The 16,711-nt window shown below is 55.2% G+C and carries 11 protein-coding genes and 1 other RNA gene; 6 read left to right on the top strand and 6 right to left on the bottom strand.

Translation table 11 applies throughout. The annotated features are described in order from the left end of the window. Positions 1-25: 25 nt before the first annotated feature. Positions 26-1,468, top strand: coding sequence for a protein adenylyltransferase SelO (gene selO / locus FHC49_RS21270; protein ID WP_220440809.1), 1,443 nt, complete (start codon positions 26-28; stop codon positions 1,466-1,468). Between the two features lie 31 nt (positions 1,469-1,499). Here the strand turns inward: selO and hemP are convergent, their stop codons facing one another. From hemP to FHC49_RS21255, 3 genes are all read right to left on the bottom strand, one after another. Beyond that, on the bottom strand, positions 1,500-1,688 hold the full coding sequence (gene hemP / locus FHC49_RS21265; RefSeq protein ID WP_185668633.1) for a hemin uptake protein HemP: 189 nt from the start codon (positions 1,686-1,688) through the stop codon (positions 1,500-1,502). Between the two features lie 129 nt (positions 1,689-1,817). Beyond that, positions 1,818-2,864, bottom strand: coding sequence for a 3-deoxy-7-phosphoheptulonate synthase AroH (gene aroH, locus FHC49_RS21260; protein WP_185668634.1), 1,047 nt, complete (start codon positions 2,862-2,864; stop codon positions 1,818-1,820). A gap of 153 nt (positions 2,865-3,017) precedes the next feature. Next, the gene (locus tag FHC49_RS21255) at positions 3,018-3,851 is read right to left on the bottom strand and encodes a pyruvate, water dikinase regulatory protein (RefSeq protein ID WP_123652716.1); all 834 of its coding nucleotides are present in this window, start codon (positions 3,849-3,851) and stop codon (positions 3,018-3,020) included. A 330-nt stretch (positions 3,852-4,181) separates the two neighbouring features. Between FHC49_RS21255 and ppsA the strand changes: the two genes are divergently transcribed. Beyond that, positions 4,182-6,560, top strand: coding sequence for a phosphoenolpyruvate synthase (ppsA, locus tag FHC49_RS21250; RefSeq protein ID WP_220440808.1), 2,379 nt, complete (start codon positions 4,182-4,184; stop codon positions 6,558-6,560). Positions 6,561-6,792: 232 nt separating this feature from the next. Continuing rightward, a complete protein-coding gene (locus tag FHC49_RS21245) occupies positions 6,793-9,162 on the top strand; it encodes a glycoside hydrolase family 3 N-terminal domain-containing protein (protein WP_220440807.1) in 2,370 nt (789 codons plus the stop codon). A 60-nt stretch (positions 9,163-9,222) separates the two neighbouring features. Here FHC49_RS21245 and rprA read toward each other — a convergent pair. Together rprA and ydiK are read right to left on the bottom strand one after the other, a co-directional pair. Next, an RNA gene (rprA, locus tag FHC49_RS21240) (antisense sRNA RprA) lies at positions 9,223-9,322 on the bottom strand. 175 nt (positions 9,323-9,497) lie between these two features. Continuing rightward, positions 9,498-10,619: an AI-2E family transporter YdiK gene (ydiK, locus tag FHC49_RS21235; RefSeq protein ID WP_185668638.1), complete on the bottom strand. Its 1,122-nt coding sequence runs from the start codon at positions 10,617-10,619 to the stop codon at positions 9,498-9,500. Positions 10,620-10,877: 258 nt separating this feature from the next. Here ydiK and FHC49_RS21230 point away from each other — a divergent pair, with 258 nt between their 5' ends. Next, the gene (locus tag FHC49_RS21230) at positions 10,878-13,934 is read left to right on the top strand and encodes an FAD-binding and (Fe-S)-binding domain-containing protein (protein ID WP_220440806.1); all 3,057 of its coding nucleotides are present in this window, start codon (positions 10,878-10,880) and stop codon (positions 13,932-13,934) included. After that, the gene (menI, locus tag FHC49_RS21225; RefSeq protein WP_220440805.1) at positions 13,931-14,341 is read left to right on the top strand and encodes a 1,4-dihydroxy-2-naphthoyl-CoA hydrolase; all 411 of its coding nucleotides are present in this window, start codon (positions 13,931-13,933) and stop codon (positions 14,339-14,341) included. Before FHC49_RS21230 ends, menI begins: the two co-directional genes overlap by 4 nt. A 55-nt stretch (positions 14,342-14,396) precedes the next feature. Here the strand turns inward: menI and FHC49_RS21220 are convergent, their stop codons facing one another. Beyond that, positions 14,397-16,097, bottom strand: coding sequence for a penicillin-binding transpeptidase domain-containing protein (locus FHC49_RS21220; protein WP_370631784.1), 1,701 nt, complete (start codon positions 16,095-16,097; stop codon positions 14,397-14,399). Between the two features lie 555 nt (positions 16,098-16,652). On the opposite strand from FHC49_RS21220, the gene FHC49_RS24805 reads away from it, so the two are divergent. Then, positions 16,653-16,711, top strand: a 59-nt coding sequence (locus FHC49_RS24805) for an IS1 family transposase (RefSeq protein WP_097491765.1), incomplete at its 3' end; no start/stop codon positions are given.

Genomic DNA, 16,711 nt, shown 5'->3' with positions numbered 1-16,711 from the left:
CAATACACTACGGGCAGGAGGAACCATGAACCTGTCATTTAACACTCGCTGGCGCGATGAGCTGCCGGGATTTTACAGTGCGCTACAGCCGACGCCGTTAACCAATGCCCGTCTCATCTGGCATAACGCGCCTCTGGCGCACGAACTCGCTGTTCCTGATTCTCTATTTGCCCCTGAACACGGAGCTGGCGTCTGGGGCGGTGAAACGCTCTTGCCGGGCATGTTGCCGCTGGCGCAGGTCTATAGCGGACACCAGTTTGGCGTCTGGGCCGGTCAGCTAGGCGATGGTCGCGGGATCCTGCTCGGTGAGCAACAGCTGGAAAACGGTAAAACGGTTGACTGGCACCTGAAAGGTGCCGGGCTGACGCCCTATTCACGAATGGGGGATGGGCGCGCGGTATTACGCTCCACGCTGCGGGAAAGTCTGGCCTCTGAAGCGATGCACTACCTGGGCATTCCGGGCACCCGTGCGCTAGCGATCGTCACCAGCGACACGCCGGTTTATCGTGAAACCATAGAGTCTGGCGCGATGCTGATGCGTATCGCCGAAAGCCACATTCGCTTTGGCCACTTCGAACATTTCTACTATCGCCGGGAGATGGACCGCGTTCGTCAGTTGGCGGAATACACCGTTCGCCACCACTGGCCACATTTACAGGATGAGCCGGACTGCTATGGTTTGTGGTTCAAGGACGTGGTCGCCCGTACTGCCCGCATGATTGCCCGCTGGCAAACGGTCGGCTTCGCCCACGGGGTGATGAATACTGACAATATGTCGATTCTCGGCCTGACGCTGGACTACGGACCGTTCGGTTTTCTTGATGATTACCAGCCGGGGTACATCTGTAACCACTCGGATCACCAGGGACGCTATCGCTTTGATAATCAACCTGCGGTTGGTCTGTGGAACCTGCAGTGTCTGGCGCAGGCGCTGTCGCCGTTGATTGACGTGGATACGCTCAACGCGGCGCTGGATAGCTATCAGTCGGTGCTGTTCCGGGAATACGGTCAGCGGATGCGTCAGAAGCTTGGACTCTTCAGCGAAGAGAACGGCGATAATGATCTGCTAAACGGGCTGTACGCGCTGATGGAACGTGAGGGCAGTGACTACACGCGAACCTTCCGTATGCTGAGCGAAACCGAGCAACAGAACGCTGCTTCACCGCTGCGCGATGAGTTTATTGACCGCGCAGCCTTTGATGCGTGGTTTACACAGTATCGCACGCGCTTGCAGCAGGAGCAGGTTGATGATGCCCAGCGCCAACGGGCGATGAAGCAGGTGAATCCTACCGTTGTCCTGCGTAACTGGCTGGCGCAGCGTGCCATTGAACAGGCCGAAAAGGGCGATTATCAGGAGTTGCACCGTCTGCATGAAGCGCTTCGCGATCCGTGGAGCGACCGTGAAGATGACTATAGCCGCCGTCCGCCGGACTGGGGTAAACGGCTGGAAGTAAGCTGTTCAAGTTAATCAATACGCTGTGCTGCCGGTGGTGGCGCAGCTATTTCGTCAAAATGAGTTTTCCCGCCTGAGTCTGGCGCAGTAAATATTGCTGTTCACCGTGTTCGATGATGACTCGACCTTCCTGACCTAATAGCGCAAGGCTATCAATCCGACGATCGTTAGGGAGAGGACGAGGGGTGTTATCCTTTTGCGGTTCCACTGCTGCGCACGTATCCATTAGCGACATTTTTCATAATGAAAATCAATGTAACAATGATAACCATTATCAGTAATCGTTATATTAACCGCAAGCGTTATTTATCATTTTGTGTGATAAGGGATTTATTGCCCGCTGTAAAACAGCGGGCGGGGGAGACTACAGGCGGGTGGCGACGGCTGCAGCCAGTTTTTCCAGCAGCAGTTCGGTATCTTCCCAGCTCAGGCAAGGGTCGGTGATCGATTGACCGTAGGTCAGTGGCTGGTCGGCAACGATTTTCTGTGTGCCTTCGCGCAGGAAGCTTTCGGCCATGATCCCGGCAATCGCCGAGGAGCCGTTGCGGATCTGCTGACAGATGTCATCGCACACTTCCAGCTGACGGCGGTGCTGTTTCTGACAGTTGCCGTGGCTGAAATCGACGACCAGATGCTCCGGCAGGTCGAATTCGTGCAGCGTATCGCAGGCTGCGGCAATATCGTCGGCGTGGTAGTTCGGCTTTTTGCCACCGCGCATGATGATATGCCCGTACGGGTTGCCGCTGGTCTGGTAAATGGTCATCTGGCCATTTTTGTCCGGCGACAGGAACATGTGGCTGGCGCGGGAGGCGCGAATGGCATCCACCGCGATCCGCGTGTTGCCGTCGGTGCCGTTTTTAAAGCCGACCGGGCAGGAGAGCGCAGAGGCCATCTCGCGGTGGATCTGACTTTCCGTGGTACGAGCACCAATAGCGCCCCAGCTGATGAGATCGGCGATAAACTGACCGGTCACCATATCGAGGAACTCGGTTGCCGTCGGCACGCCGAGGGTATTCACCTGCAGCAGTAATTTGCGTGCCTGCTCAATGCCGTGATTCACGCGGTAGCTGCCGTTTAGATCCGGATCGGAGATCAGTCCTTTCCAGCCAACCACGGTGCGCGGTTTTTCAAAATAGGTGCGCATCACGATTTCGAGTTCGCCCTGATGTTTTTCACGCAGCACCTGTAAACGGCGAGCGTAATCCATTGCAGCATCGAGGTCGTGAATGGAACAAGGGCCGACAATCGCCAGCAGACGGCGATCTTCGCCGTTGAGGATTTTTTCAATGCGACGGCGTGAAGCGGTAACGTGCGCAGCAACGTCCGCTGATACAGGGTGGCGCTGAGCAAGTTCAGCAGGCGTAATCAAGCTCTCAATGCGAGCGGTACGCAGTTCATCGGTCTTATTCATGGATATCTCAGAAATTTGTTGCTTCGCCAGTCAATATGCTGGGAAGTGATGCACATCACGATAAACCAATCCCCGCTAAATTCAAGGGCGGCGCGTAATGTGCGCTCAATCACACTGCTATGATAAACAAATTCGATTCATTGTACTAGTGTATTAGTACATTCTGCGGCTTAATCCCATGATGTCCATGATTTTAGTGGCAATTTCTTCAACCGAATAGTTGGTGCTGTTCAGCCACGGGATCTGATGTCGGCGGTACAGCGCCTCAACCTCGGCGACTTCCATTCGGCACTGGCGCATTGACGCATAGCGGCTATTTTCCCGGCGCTCCTCGCGGATGGCTGCCAGGCGTTCAGGGTTGATGGTCAGCCCGAAGAGTTTATGCTGCAGCGGCTTGAGCGACGCGGGCAGCACGAGGTTATCCATGTCGTCGGCAATAAACGGGTAGTTGGCGGCGCGGATACCAAACTGCATTGCCAGGTATAGGCTGGTAGGGGTTTTTCCACAGCGCGACACGCCAAGCAGAATAACCTGCGCCTGGTCGAGATTGCGCAGCGAGATACCGTCGTCGTGCGCCAGCGTGTAATCAATGGCGGCAATACGGGCGTCGTACTTGGTCAGGTTACCAGGCGTTAAGCCATGGGTGCGATGGGCGATAGGCGTCGGGTCAAGCTTCAGTTCTTCCTGCAATGGCGCCACCAGCGCCTGAACGATGTCCTGACAAAACCCTTCACATTGCAGAATAATGTCACGAATTTCGGGAATAACGATGGAATAGAAGACCAGCGGGCGAATACCGGTTTGCTGGTAGATAGCGTCAATCTGCTCCTTTACCGCCCTGGCGCGACTCTCGCTTTCGATAAACGGCAGGGTGATGCTGTTTATCGCTACCGGAAACTGTGACATCACCGCGTGGCCGAGGACTTCCGCCGTGATGGCGGTACCGTCAGAAATATAAAACACCTGCCTGTCGACTGCGTTATCCATATTGCTTGACTCCCATTAATTGCCTGAAAGGGTAAATTAAATTTAAACACAAGCCCGTGGTATTTGTCTTAAATTTAAAAATGAAACGGTATTTTTATTTTTAATGAAATGGTCGTTTCAATTTCCAAAAGCTACCAATAGACCGCTGGTTGCTGTGCCTTTTCAGCTGAATCAGTAGGTTATGAATAACCTGGAATCAATCCGAAAAAGTAAAAAAAATAATTTGCTTACACGATTCACCGTTTTTTTCAGCCGTTTAAATATGCGAGGATAATTTAAGTAGTCAGTCGTTACTTATCACTGCTTCTTTAATCAAAAAAGGATTGTTCGATGTCCAACAATGGCTCGTCACCGCTGGTGCTTTGGTACAACCAACTCGGCATGAATGATGTAGACAGAGTTGGAGGCAAAAATGCCTCCTTGGGTGAAATGATTACGAATCTGTCCGGAATGGGTGTTTCTGTACCCAACGGATTTGCCACCACTGCCGATGCGTTTAATCAGTTTCTCGACCAGAGCGGCGTGAACCAGCAGATCTATCAACTGTTGGATAACACCGATATTGACGACGTTACCGCCCTGGCGAAAGCCGGCGCGCAGATCCGCCAGTGGATCATCGACACACCTTTCCAGAGCGAACTGGAACAGGCTATTCACGAAGCCTACAACCAACTGGCTGCCGACAACGCCAACGCCTCTTTTGCCGTGCGCTCCTCAGCCACTGCGGAAGACATGCCGGATGCGTCCTTCGCCGGTCAGCAGGAAACCTTCCTTAACGTCCAGGGCTATGAAGCGGTGCTGGTGGCGGTGAAGCACGTGTTTGCTTCGCTGTTCAACGACCGTGCCATCTCCTACCGCGTTCACCAGGGTTATGACCACCGCGGCGTCGCGCTCTCTGCTGGCGTTCAGCTAATGGTACGTTCTGACCTCGCGTCTTCTGGTGTGATGTTCTCTATTGATACTGAATCCGGCTTTGATCAGGTGGTATTTATCACCTCTGCGTGGGGCTTAGGTGAGATGGTCGTACAGGGCGCGGTCAACCCCGATGAATTCTACGTCCACAAACCGACGCTGGCCGCAGGCCGCCCGGCAATTGTGCGCCGTACCATGGGGTCGAAAAAGATCCGTATGGTTTACGCGCCTACGCAGGAGCACGGTAAGCAGGTACGTATTGAAGATGTGCCGCAGCAGCAGGGTGACATTTTCTCACTGACCAACGATGAAGTGCAGGAACTGGCGAAGCAGGCCGTGCAGATCGAGAAACACTACGGTCGTCCTATGGACATCGAGTGGGCAAAAGACGGCCACACCGGCAAACTGTTTATCGTTCAGGCTCGCCCGGAAACCGTGCGTTCCCGTGGTCAGGTGATGGAACGTTACACGCTGCACTCCCAGGGGCGTATTGTCTCTGAAGGCCGTGCCATCGGTCATCGCATCGGTGCAGGCCCGGTGAAAGTCATTCACGATATCAGCGAAATGAACCGTATCCAGCCTGGCGATGTGTTGGTCACCGACATGACCGACCCGGATTGGGAACCGATCATGAAAAAAGCGGCGGCGATTGTGACCAACCGTGGCGGTCGTACCTGTCACGCGGCGATTATCGCCCGTGAACTGGGTATTCCAGCGGTGGTGGGCTGCGGTGACGCCACCGAGCGCATGAAGGATGATGAGAAAGTCACCGTCTCCTGCGCCGAAGGCGACACTGGCTACGTCTACGCCGACCTGCTGGACTTCAGCGTGAAAAGCTCCAGCGTCGATACCATGCCGGATCTGCCGCTGAAGATTATGATGAACGTCGGCAACCCTGACCGTGCGTTCGACTTTGCCTGCCTGCCGAACGAGGGCGTCGGTCTAGCGCGCCTGGAGTTCATCATCAACCGTATGATCGGCGTGCACCCACGTGCGCTGCTGGAGTTTGATGACCAGGAGCCTAAGCTGCAAAACGAAATCCGCGAGATGATGAAAGGCTTCGACTCGCCGAAAGAGTTTTACGTAGGCCGTCTGACCGAAGGGATCGCGACACTGGGTGCGGCGTTCTACCCGAAACGCGTTATCGTCCGTCTCTCTGACTTCAAATCGAACGAATACGCCAACCTGGTGGGCGGCGAGCGTTACGAGCCGGAAGAAGAGAATCCGATGCTGGGCTTCCGTGGCGCTGGTCGCTACGTTTCCGATAGCTTCCGCGACTGCTTCGCGCTGGAGTGCGATGCGGTGAAGCGCGTGCGTAACGACATGGGGCTGACTAACGTTGAGATCATGGTGCCGTTCGTGCGTACCGTGGAGCAGGCGAAAGCGGTAGTGGACGAACTGGCGCGTCAGGGGCTGAAACGCGGTGAGAACGGACTCAAAATCATCATGATGTGTGAGATCCCGTCTAACGCCCTGTTGGCGGACCAGTTCCTTGAGCACTTTGACGGCTTCTCCATCGGCTCAAACGACATGACGCAGCTGGCGCTGGGTCTTGACCGTGACTCCGGCGTTGTCTCTGCGCTGTTCGACGAACGCAACGACGCGGTGAAAGCGCTGCTGTCGATGGCGATTCGCGCTGCGAAGAAGCAGGGGAAATATGTCGGTATTTGCGGTCAGGGTCCTTCTGACCACGAAGACTTTGCCGCCTGGCTGATGGAAGAGGGAATCGACAGCCTGTCGCTGAACCCGGACACCGTCGTACAGACCTGGCTGAGCCTGGCGGAACTGAACAAGTAACGCCATCGCGTACTGAAATCCCGGGCATCGTCCCGGGATTTTTTTACCTATAGGGTTGCGGCGGATCACACTCCGGTAAGAAAACCAAAAATCATAAATCTGCTGGCAATTTCTACAATTGTTCCCCACGCATCACTTCTGAATACTGATTCGCAAATGTTAACACCGTGTGCTTACCCCTCATCATTAGCCAATGATTTCGGGTACTTATCAGCGACTCAGGAGAACGGCTATGACCCCGATTTATAAAGACCCTCAGCGCCCGATTCAGGAACGCGTGGCAGACTTACTGGCGCGCATGACCCCCGAAGAAAAATATGCCCAGATGCATGCCTGGTGGCTGGTGCTATCGGAAGACGGCAATCACCGTGAAAGAACGGATATGAGCGATGAGTTTGCTGGCGTCAGCGAGCAGACGTCGCTGCACGAGCGTTTAAAACTCGGCGTCGGGCAAATCACCCGCCCGCTGGGCACCCATATTGTGGATGCCAAAACTGGCGTTCGGGCGGCTAACCGTCTGCAAAAAATGATGATGGAAGAGACGCGGCTAGGCATTCCCGCGCTGTTCCACGAAGAGTGCCTGGTTGGGCTGCTGTGTAAAGACGCGACGCTGTTCCCGTCCTCGCTGAACTATGGATCCACCTGGGATGCGGAACTGGTTAAGCGTGCCGCCCAGCAAATCGGCGAAGAAGCGCGCTCTACCGGCTGCAAGCAGGGGCTCGCCCCGGTGCTTGATGTCTCCCGCGACGTTCGTTGGGGACGCACGGAAGAGACCTTTGGCGAAGACCCGTGGCTGGTGGGGGTGATGGCGTGTGCCTATGTTGAGGGCCTGCAGGGCGAAAAGCGAGACGTGCTGGCGACGCTGAAGCACTACGTTGGTCACTCGTTTAGCGAAGGGGCGCGTAACCATGCGCCGGTACATCTGGGTTTTCGTGAACTGAACGATACCTTCCTGCTGCCGTTTGAAATGGCGGTCAAGCAGGCCAATGCTGGTTCGGTGATGCCGGCCTATCATGATATTGATAATCAACCGGGCCACAGTGACAGCTTCCTGCTGACCACCGTTCTGCGTGAGCGCTGGGGCTTTGACGGCATTGTGGTGGCGGATTACGGCGGGGTGAGCCTGCTGCATCAGCATCACGGCGTTGCGCAGGATGCGGCGGAATCGGCGGCGCTGGCATTCAACGCCGGGCTGGACGTTGAACTGCCAAAAGACGACTGTGCGCGTCATCTGGCGGAGGCGGTCGCTCGCGGGTTGATGACGCCGGAGAAAATCGACGAGATTGTGGCGCGTACTCTGACGGAGAAATTCCGTCTCGGCCTGTTTGAGCATCCGTATACCGATGAAGACGCCATTTCGCTGCAGTCTGATGCCACCCGGAAGGTGGCGCGCGAAGTTGCTACACGTTCCATGACGCTGCTGGAAAATCGTCAGGCCCTACCGCTGACCGGTAAACCGACGCTGGCGGTAGTGGGCCCGACGGCGGATGATCCGCTGGCGCTGTTAAGCGGCTACAGTTTCCCGGTGCATCTGATCATCAGCGACATGATGGAGAAAACCTCACAGGTTACTACGCCGCTGGCGGCGCTGCGCCATTATCTGGGGGATGACCACGTCCGCTATGCCAAAGGCTGTCATATCATTGAACAGCGTATGGCTGGTGCGCCGGTCTTCCCAGGAGATAGCTCTGGTAAACCGATGCAGTCTTCTCCAGTTTCGCACGATCTGAGTCTGATCCCGGAGGCGGTGCGCGCCGCGAAGGGTAGCGATGTGGTGGTGGCCTGCGTGGGCGATCTGGCCGGGCTATTCCAGAGTGGCACCGTCGGGGAAGGTTCCGATACCGACAGCCTGAACCTGCCGGGCGTGCAGCAACAATTGCTGCAGGCGCTGGTGGATACCGGTAAACCGGTAATTGTGGTGATGACCGGCGGTCGGCCATACAACCTTCAGGGGTTAGAATCCAAAGTGGCGGCCTTACTGCTGGCCTGGGCGCCGGGTCAGGAGGGTGGCTGGGCTGTTGCCGATGTCTTAACCGGTCGTGCCGAACCGCAAGGGCGTCTGGTGGTCAGTGTACCGAAAAGTGCAGGAGCGATGCCGTTTTACTATAACCACAAGCTGAAAAGCGGCGGCACGCCGTTTGCCTTCCACTTCGGCACGCTGTACCCGTTTGGCTATGGTAAGGGCTGGGGCGAATTTAGCTACGGGACGCCGCAGTTACTGCAAAACCAGGTCGCTATCGACGGTGAAATTACCCTTAGCGTCACGGTTAAAAATAACGGCGAGCACAGCGGCAGCGACGTGGTTCAGCTGTACGTGCGGGACAAGGTTGCCTCAATGGTGCGCCCATTACAGGAGTTAAAAGCCTTCCAGCGTGTGACGTTGTCACCGAATGAACAGGCCACGCTCACCTTCACCGTGCCGGTTGATATGCTGAATTTCACTAGCTACGACGGTCAGCGCATTGTTGAGCCCGGTGAGTTCGAACTGCAGGTGGGCAGCTCGTGCGCGCAGATTCATGGGCGAGCAACGGTGCAGGTGACGGGTGAAACTCGCATGCTGCCATTTGACTGGCGCATGATGAGCCGCTGCGAAGTACGTTAATTTCCTCTTATGCCCGGAGTCGGTGTAGGGCGCTGACGCCGGGATTTTGCCAGATGACAGACAAAAAAAAGCCCAACGTGGGAGTTGGGCAAAGACTACACACAGCAATTCGGTGTTTCTCTCAGGGGATATATAAATCAAGGGGTTGATCTAGTACCTTGGAACTTATACTAGGCCATGCCCGGTTTTAGCGTCGATCAGATTCGTCTCAATAGTTAAAGAAATGTGAATAATTTCCGTAGCATGTCGCAGGAAGCGAAGGAAAGGCGCTGGGCAAGAAGGGGTAACGGTGAATTTTGCTTAAGTATAAGGCGGGTTGCCCCGCCTTTTTTACCTTACGGTTTTGGATAGTTATTCTGCTCAAGCTCGGCCAGCTCTTCCAGAACCTGATCCGGGTCTCGTGACGGCGGCGGCACTTCGTGCAGCCAGGCATCAAACAGACGCCAGGAGACGGCCAGCAGCACCGGGCCAATGAACAGGCCGATCATGCCGAATGCGACCAGGCCGCCGATAACGCCGGAGAGGATCAGAATCATCGGCAGGTCAGCACCCATACGGATTAGCATCGGGCGAATCACGTTATCCATCGTCCCAACCACACAACTCCAGACCAGCAGCACCGTGCCCCAGGTGGTATCACCCGTCCAGTAGAGCCAGATAATGCATGGTACCAGTACGATCAACGGCCCCAACTGCACCAGGCAGGAAAAGATCATCACCACGGTCAGCAGCGTAGCGTAAGGTACACCTGAGATACCGAGGCCGATGCCGCCAAGCACCGCCTGCGTCAGCGCGGTGACGACCACGCCCAGCGCCACGGCGCGAATCGCCTGGCCCGCCAGCAGCACCGCCGCATCGCCGCGTTTTGCCGCCAGGCGGGTTGCGAAGTAACGCATACCAAACGCCACCTTTTCACCTTGCCAGTACAGCAGGGCGCTGAACAGCAGCATCAGGGTGCTGTGCATCAGGAATCGTCCGACGTGCGCGGCTTGACCGACAAACCAGGTGGTCGTGGTGCCGATATACGGGCGAACTTTCGCCATCAGCGCACTGCCGCCCATATCCAGCAGGCTGTGCCAGCCACTGTAGAGTTTGGCACCCACAAAGGGAATACTGTTCAGCCAGGCCAGATCGGGCAGGCTCAGCGTACCGCTGGTAATGGCGTGAACCAGCGGTGTGGATCCATCAACCAGGCTGTTAACCAGCAGCGCGATGGGGATAACGAACAGTAAAAAAAGCAGCAGCGTCATGACCAGTACGGCCAAAGAACGGCGGCCAAAAAGTTTGCGCTGGAACCAGAGCAGGACCGGCCAGGTGGCAATAACGATAGTCGATGCCCAGGCGAAGCCCAGAATAAACGGCTGAACTATCCATAAACAGGCGATGATCATCAGTGCCAAAAACAGCACGGATAGCAGTATTTGTGGAATATCACGAGGCCGAGGATTCGTGTTCATAAATGAGTTTTACCTTCAGTTGCTTGTCAGCGTGTTGACGCAGCGTAAATCCGTTCATTGATAATAATATCAATAAATTCCCGGCGCTGATTCTGCGACAAAATCTACCGGGCGTATAAGAAAAAAATGTGATAAAAGAATAACTGCACGACGCAAACGATTAATAACTCTCTACACATCATCTTTGCCGCTTGTTGCCTCGCGTAAACCGGCAAGATGTTGTGCGTACAACACAACATTCAGAAAGGGTCACAAGTAATGATCCCACAGATTTCCCAGGCACCTGGCGTAGTTCAGCTGGTGCTGAATTATTTGCAAGCACTGGAGCAACAAGGCTTTACCGGCGACACCGCCACCCGCTATGCCGACAGGCTGACGATGGCGACCGATAACAGTATCTACCAGCTTCTTCCCGATGCGGTGATCTTCCCGCGTTCGACCGCAGACGTTGCGCTTCTGGCCCGTTTAGCGGCAGAAGAGCGCTTCCAGTCCCTGATTTTCACCCCGCGCGGCGGCGGTACTGGCACCAACGGCCAGGCGCTGAATCAGGGCATCATTATTGACATGTCTCGCTACATGAACCGCATTATTGAGATCAACCCGGAAGAGGGGTGGGTGCGCGTTGAAGCGGGAGTCATTAAAGATCAGCTTAACCAGTATTTAAAACCTCATGGTTATTTTTTCGCCCCTGAGCTGTCGACCAGTAACCGCGCAACGCTGGGCGGGATGATTAATACCGATGCCTCCGGGCAGGGTTCTCTGGTGTACGGTAAAACGTCTGACCATGTACTAGGCGTGCGCGCCGTGCTGTTGGGCGGCGATATTCTCGATACCCAGCCGGTGCCGGTGGCGCTGGCTGAAACGTTGGCGAAAGAACAGTCGGCGGCGGGGCGTATCTACCGAACCGTTTATGAACGCTGTCGGGAAAACCGTCAGCTGATTATCGATAAATTCCCGAAACTGAACCGCTTCCTCACGGGCTACGACCTGCGCCACGTCTTTAATGACGAGATGACCGAGTTTGACCTGACGCGCGTGTTGACGGGGTCAGAAGGCACACTGGCCTTTATCACTGAAGCGCGGCTGGACATCACGCCGCTGCCGAAGGTGCGCAGGCTGGTCAATATCAAATATGACTCCTTTGATTCTGCGCTGCGTAACGCGCCGTTTATGGTTGAAGCGCGTGCGCTGTCCGTTGAAACGGTGGACTCAAAGGTGCTAAACCTGGCGCGGGAAGATATCGTCTGGCACTCGGTAAATGAACTGATTACTGACGTGCCGGACAAAGAGATGCTGGGCCTGAATATCGTCGAGTTCGCGGGCGACGATGAAGCACTGATTGAAGGCCAGGTGTCGGCGCTTTGCCAGCGGCTAGACGAGTTGATTGCCCAGCAGGAAGCGGGCGTTATCGGCTGGCAGCGCTGTAACGAGCTGGACGGCATCGAGCGTATTTACGCGATGCGTAAAAAAGCGGTCGGACTGCTCGGCAACGCCAAAGGGGCCGCCAAGCCGATTCCGTTTGCGGAAGATACCTGTGTGCCGCCGGAACATCTGGCGGACTATATTGTTGAATTCCGCGCGCTACTCGATAGCCATGGCCTGAGCTACGGCATGTTCGGCCACGTCGATGCTGGCGTGCTGCACGTGCGCCCGGCGCTGGATATGTGCGACCCGCAGCAGGAGATCTTAATGAAACAGATCTCCGACGATGTGGTCGCGCTGACCGCGAAGTACGGTGGCCTGTTATGGGGCGAGCACGGCAAAGGTTTCCGCGCCGAGTACAGCCCAGCGTTCTTTGGCGAACAGCTTTACGGCGAACTGCGCAAAGTAAAAGCGGCTTTTGACCCGGATAACCGCCTGAATCCAGGGAAAATCTGCCCGCCGGAAGGCGTGGATTCGCCAATGATGAAGGTGGATGCGGTAAAACGCGGCACCTACGATCGCCAAATCCCGGTGACGGTTCGTTCGGCATGGCGTGGGGCGATGGAGTGCAACGGCAACGGCCTGTGCTTCAACTTTGATGCCAAAAGCCCGATGTGTCCGTCGATGAAAATCACCAACAACCGTATGCATTCGCCGAAAGGCCGCGCGACGCTGGTGCGTGAATGGCTGCGTTTGCTGGCGGATCGTGGTGTAGACCCACTGCTGCTGGAAAAAGAGCTGCCGGAGAAACGCGCCAGCCTGCGCTCGATGATCGAACGGACGCGCAATAGCTGGCATGCCCGCAAAGGGGAATACGATTTCTCGCATGAAGTGAAAGAGGCAATGTCCGGATGTCTGGCCTGTAAAGCCTGTTCCACTCAGTGTCCGATAAAAATTGATGTGCCGGAGTTCCGCTCTCGCTTCCTGCAGCTCTACCACACCCGCTACCTGCGCCCGGTGCGCGATCACCTGGTGGCAACGGTTGAAAGCTATGCGCCGCTGATGGCACGCGCGCCGAAAACCTTCAACTTCTTTATGAGCCAGCCACTGGTACGTAAGCTGTCGGAAAAGCATATCGGCATGATCGATCTGCCGCTGCTTTCGGTACCGTCGCTGCAAAAACAGATGGTGACCCACCGTTCGGCAAATATGACGCTTGAACAACTGGAGTCGCTGGCGCCTGAACAAAAAGCGCAGACCGTGCTGGTGGTGCAGGATCCGTTCACCAGCTACTACGATGCGCAGGTGGTGGCAGACTTTGTCCGTCTGGTTGAAAAACTGGGCTTCCAGCCGGTGCTGCTGCCGTTCTCGCCGAACGGCAAGGCACAGCATATTAAAGGCTTCGTCAGCCGCTTTACGAAGACGGCGCAAAAAACCGCTGATTACCTCAACCGTGTGGCGGAATTGGATATGCCGATGGTCGGGGTCGACCCAGCGCTGGTGCTTTGCTATCGCGATGAGTACAAGCAGGTGCTTGGTGATACGCGCGGTGACTTCAACGTCATGCTGGTGCACGAATGGCTACCGCAGGTGCTGGAGCGCAAAGAAAATGCGCTGCCGTCCGGTGAACCCTGGTATCTGTTTGGTCACTGCACCGAGGTGACGGCGCTGCCAACCGCGCCTAAGCAGTGGGCTTCAATCTTTGCCCATTTCGGCGCGAAGCTTGAGAACGTCAGCGTAGGCTGCTGCGGTATGGCAGGAACCTATGGACATGAAGTCAAAAACCACGCCAATTCACTGGGCATTTACGAGCTTTCCTGGCATCAGGCGATGCAAAAGCTTCCCCGTAATCGCTGCCTGGCGACCGGCTACTCTTGTCGAAGCCAGGTGAAACGTGTGGAAGGTAACGGCGTGCGCCATCCACTGCAAGCGCTGCTGGAGATGATGGGATGATCTGGAAACGACAAACAACGCTCGAAGCCCTCAATGCGATGGGTGAAGGCAATATGGTGGGGCTGCTGGATATTCAGTTTGACCATATCGATGGCGATTCGATTGCGGCGACGATGCCGGTGGATCGCCGTACGCACCAGCCGTTTGGGCTGTTGCACGGCGGTGCCTCAGTGGTGCTGGCGGAAACGCTGGGTTCGGTGGCGGGCTATCTGTGCACCGAAGGGGAAGACCGGGTGGTAGGGCTGGAAGTGAACGCCAACCATATTCGTTCGGCCCGCAGCGGGCGCGTACGCGGCGTATGCAAAGCGCTGCACGCGGGTCGTCGTCATCAGGTCTGGCAGATTGAAATTTTCGATGAGCAAGGTCGTTTATGCTGCTCGTCGCGCTTAACCACCGCCGTCGTCTAGTCTAACCGGCCGGTATGGCTTCCCATTCCGGGGAGCCATACCGTTTCCTGCCTCATTACTGTAACAGCGCATCCGGCGCGATATTCATATTCTTCAGCACTGGCCCCATGATATTGCCAAAGATAGGCGCTGCCACCGAGCCACCAAAGTGGGTGCCTGCGGTTGGGTTGTTTACCACCACCACCAGCGCCACTTCTGGATGGCTGACCGGTGCGACGCCCGCGGTGTAGTTCACGTAGCCGCCATCGTATTTACCGCTGTCGCCCAGTTTCTCTGCCGTACCGGTTTTGGTTGCCAATCTATAGCCAGGCACGGCCGCTCTCACGCCACTGCCGCCGGGTAGCACGTCGCTCTCCATCATATGAACTACGGTTTTGACAATGTTCGGATCGGCGACCTGCTGACCCATGACCGGCGGCGTGACTTTGGTTATCGACAACGGGCGATAGACGCCATAGGAGCCCATCGTGGCGTATTCTCGGGCAATTTGCAGCGGCGTGACGCGGAGACCATAGCCGAATGAGAAGGTAGCACGTTCAATGTCAGCCCACTGCTGGCGGTGGAGCGGGAAGTAGCCCACGCTTTCGCCGCTCAGGCCAAGATCGGTTGGTTTACCGAGGCCAAACGCCTGATAGGTGTCGACCAGCGCCTGTGCCGGCATCGCCAGGGCAATATGGGATACGCCGATATCGCTCGATTTTTGCAAAATACCGGTTGGTGTGAGCTGCGGCCAATGGCCGACGTCACGGATCAGGTGCCCATTCACGCTATACGGCGTGGTGTTCAGTAGCGTATTAGGCTGGATGATATTGCGTTCCAGCCCTTCAATAATCACCAGCGGTTTCACCGTAGAGCCCGGTTCAAAGCTGTCGTTGATCGCCACATCGCGCATCTGCGTCTGGGTGGCGTTATCAAAGTTATTCGGGTTGTAAGAAGGGTAAGAGGCCATCGCGAGGATTTCGCCGGTATCAATTTTGACCAATACCGCCGCGCCGGAATCCGCCTTATTCAGCAGGACACCGTCGCGCAGTTTGCTATAAAGCGTGTACTGATCGAATTTATCAATACTGAGCTGCACCGTCGGTGCCTGTTTTGGCGCATCGTAATTTAATACGCTGATAATGCCGCCATTGGCATCCTTACGGTAAATTTCTTTTCCCGGCTCACCCTGCAGAATATTGTCGTAGCCTTTTTCCACCCCGTTCAGGCCGGTATTATCCGCACCGACAATGCCAATTAAGGGGGCGGAGGCTTCACCCATTGGATAGAAGCGGCTGTCGTCGTAAATTTCGCTGATGCCTTTTATATGGAGGTCAGCAACATCTTTGGCGATACCGAGCTCAACTTTGCGTCCGAGAAAAAGAAAGTGACGGTGCGCGTTCTGATAAATTTTGCTCGCAATTTGGTCTGGCGTGGTATTTAACGCCGAGGCGAGGTACTGCCATTTGGGATCGCGGAAATTAGGGCTATCCTCAACCACTTTTACCGGATCGACCACCACATCGCGCGAAGGTACGCTCATCGCCAGTGCTTCACCGTTCCGGTCTACCAGCGTTCCACGGTTTGTTGGCAGCACCACGGTACGCAGCGAACGTTGATCGGCCTCGCGTGCCAGCATCGGGTGATTTAAAAATTGCAGATCCGCCACTCGCACCAGTAAAACGGCAAGGCAAAACAGAATACCCAGACAGAGTATTATGTAACGAGATGTAATAAATGAGTCTTTATTTTGCTTTTCTGTCGATTTTGTTTTCATTTGTAACATTAAACCACATGAATTTTTATTTTTTTAATTAAATGCCAGGCGGGTAGCGATTTAATCGTGACCACAATGATGCGATGCAAATATCCATTTACCAGACGAGCTGAATAATCAGTTTACAGGGAACGTGATTGATAACAAGTCATTAAGTTAACAGATTATTTCAACGTGAAAGGGATATTATCCTGAGCCAGTTAGGGGACGTTAGAAGGGATATAGCGAATGATAGCGGCAGAAAAACCATCGGAAGAGGGTTTTTGTCGTTACTGACTGTATGGTTATTTCGCTCGAAACCGGGATGTTATCGGAATTATCCGGCTTAGTTGGCTAATGTTGCTTCAGCTATCATGCAGGTTGAACCTGAGGGCATGGTTGTCTTTTGACCATAACAACTGCGCTGAGCTTGTAACCATAAACTTCCCACGCAGGGAAAGCATCATTGATGCGATGAGCAGTCGTACTGACAGGCGAATTTAAAAATAAAGCTCATTATCGGTGATGCTGCCAACTTACTGATTTAGTGTATGATGGTGTTTTTGAGGTGCTCCAGTGGCTTCTGTTTCTATCAGCTGTCCCTCCTGTTCAGCTACTGACGGGGTGGTGCGTAA

Source organism: Kluyvera sp. EC_51 (genome assembly GCF_019584505.1).
Taxonomy (GTDB): domain Bacteria; phylum Pseudomonadota; class Gammaproteobacteria; order Enterobacterales; family Enterobacteriaceae; genus Kluyvera; species Kluyvera sichuanensis.
This window is presented reverse-complemented; position numbering and strand designations above follow the sequence as displayed.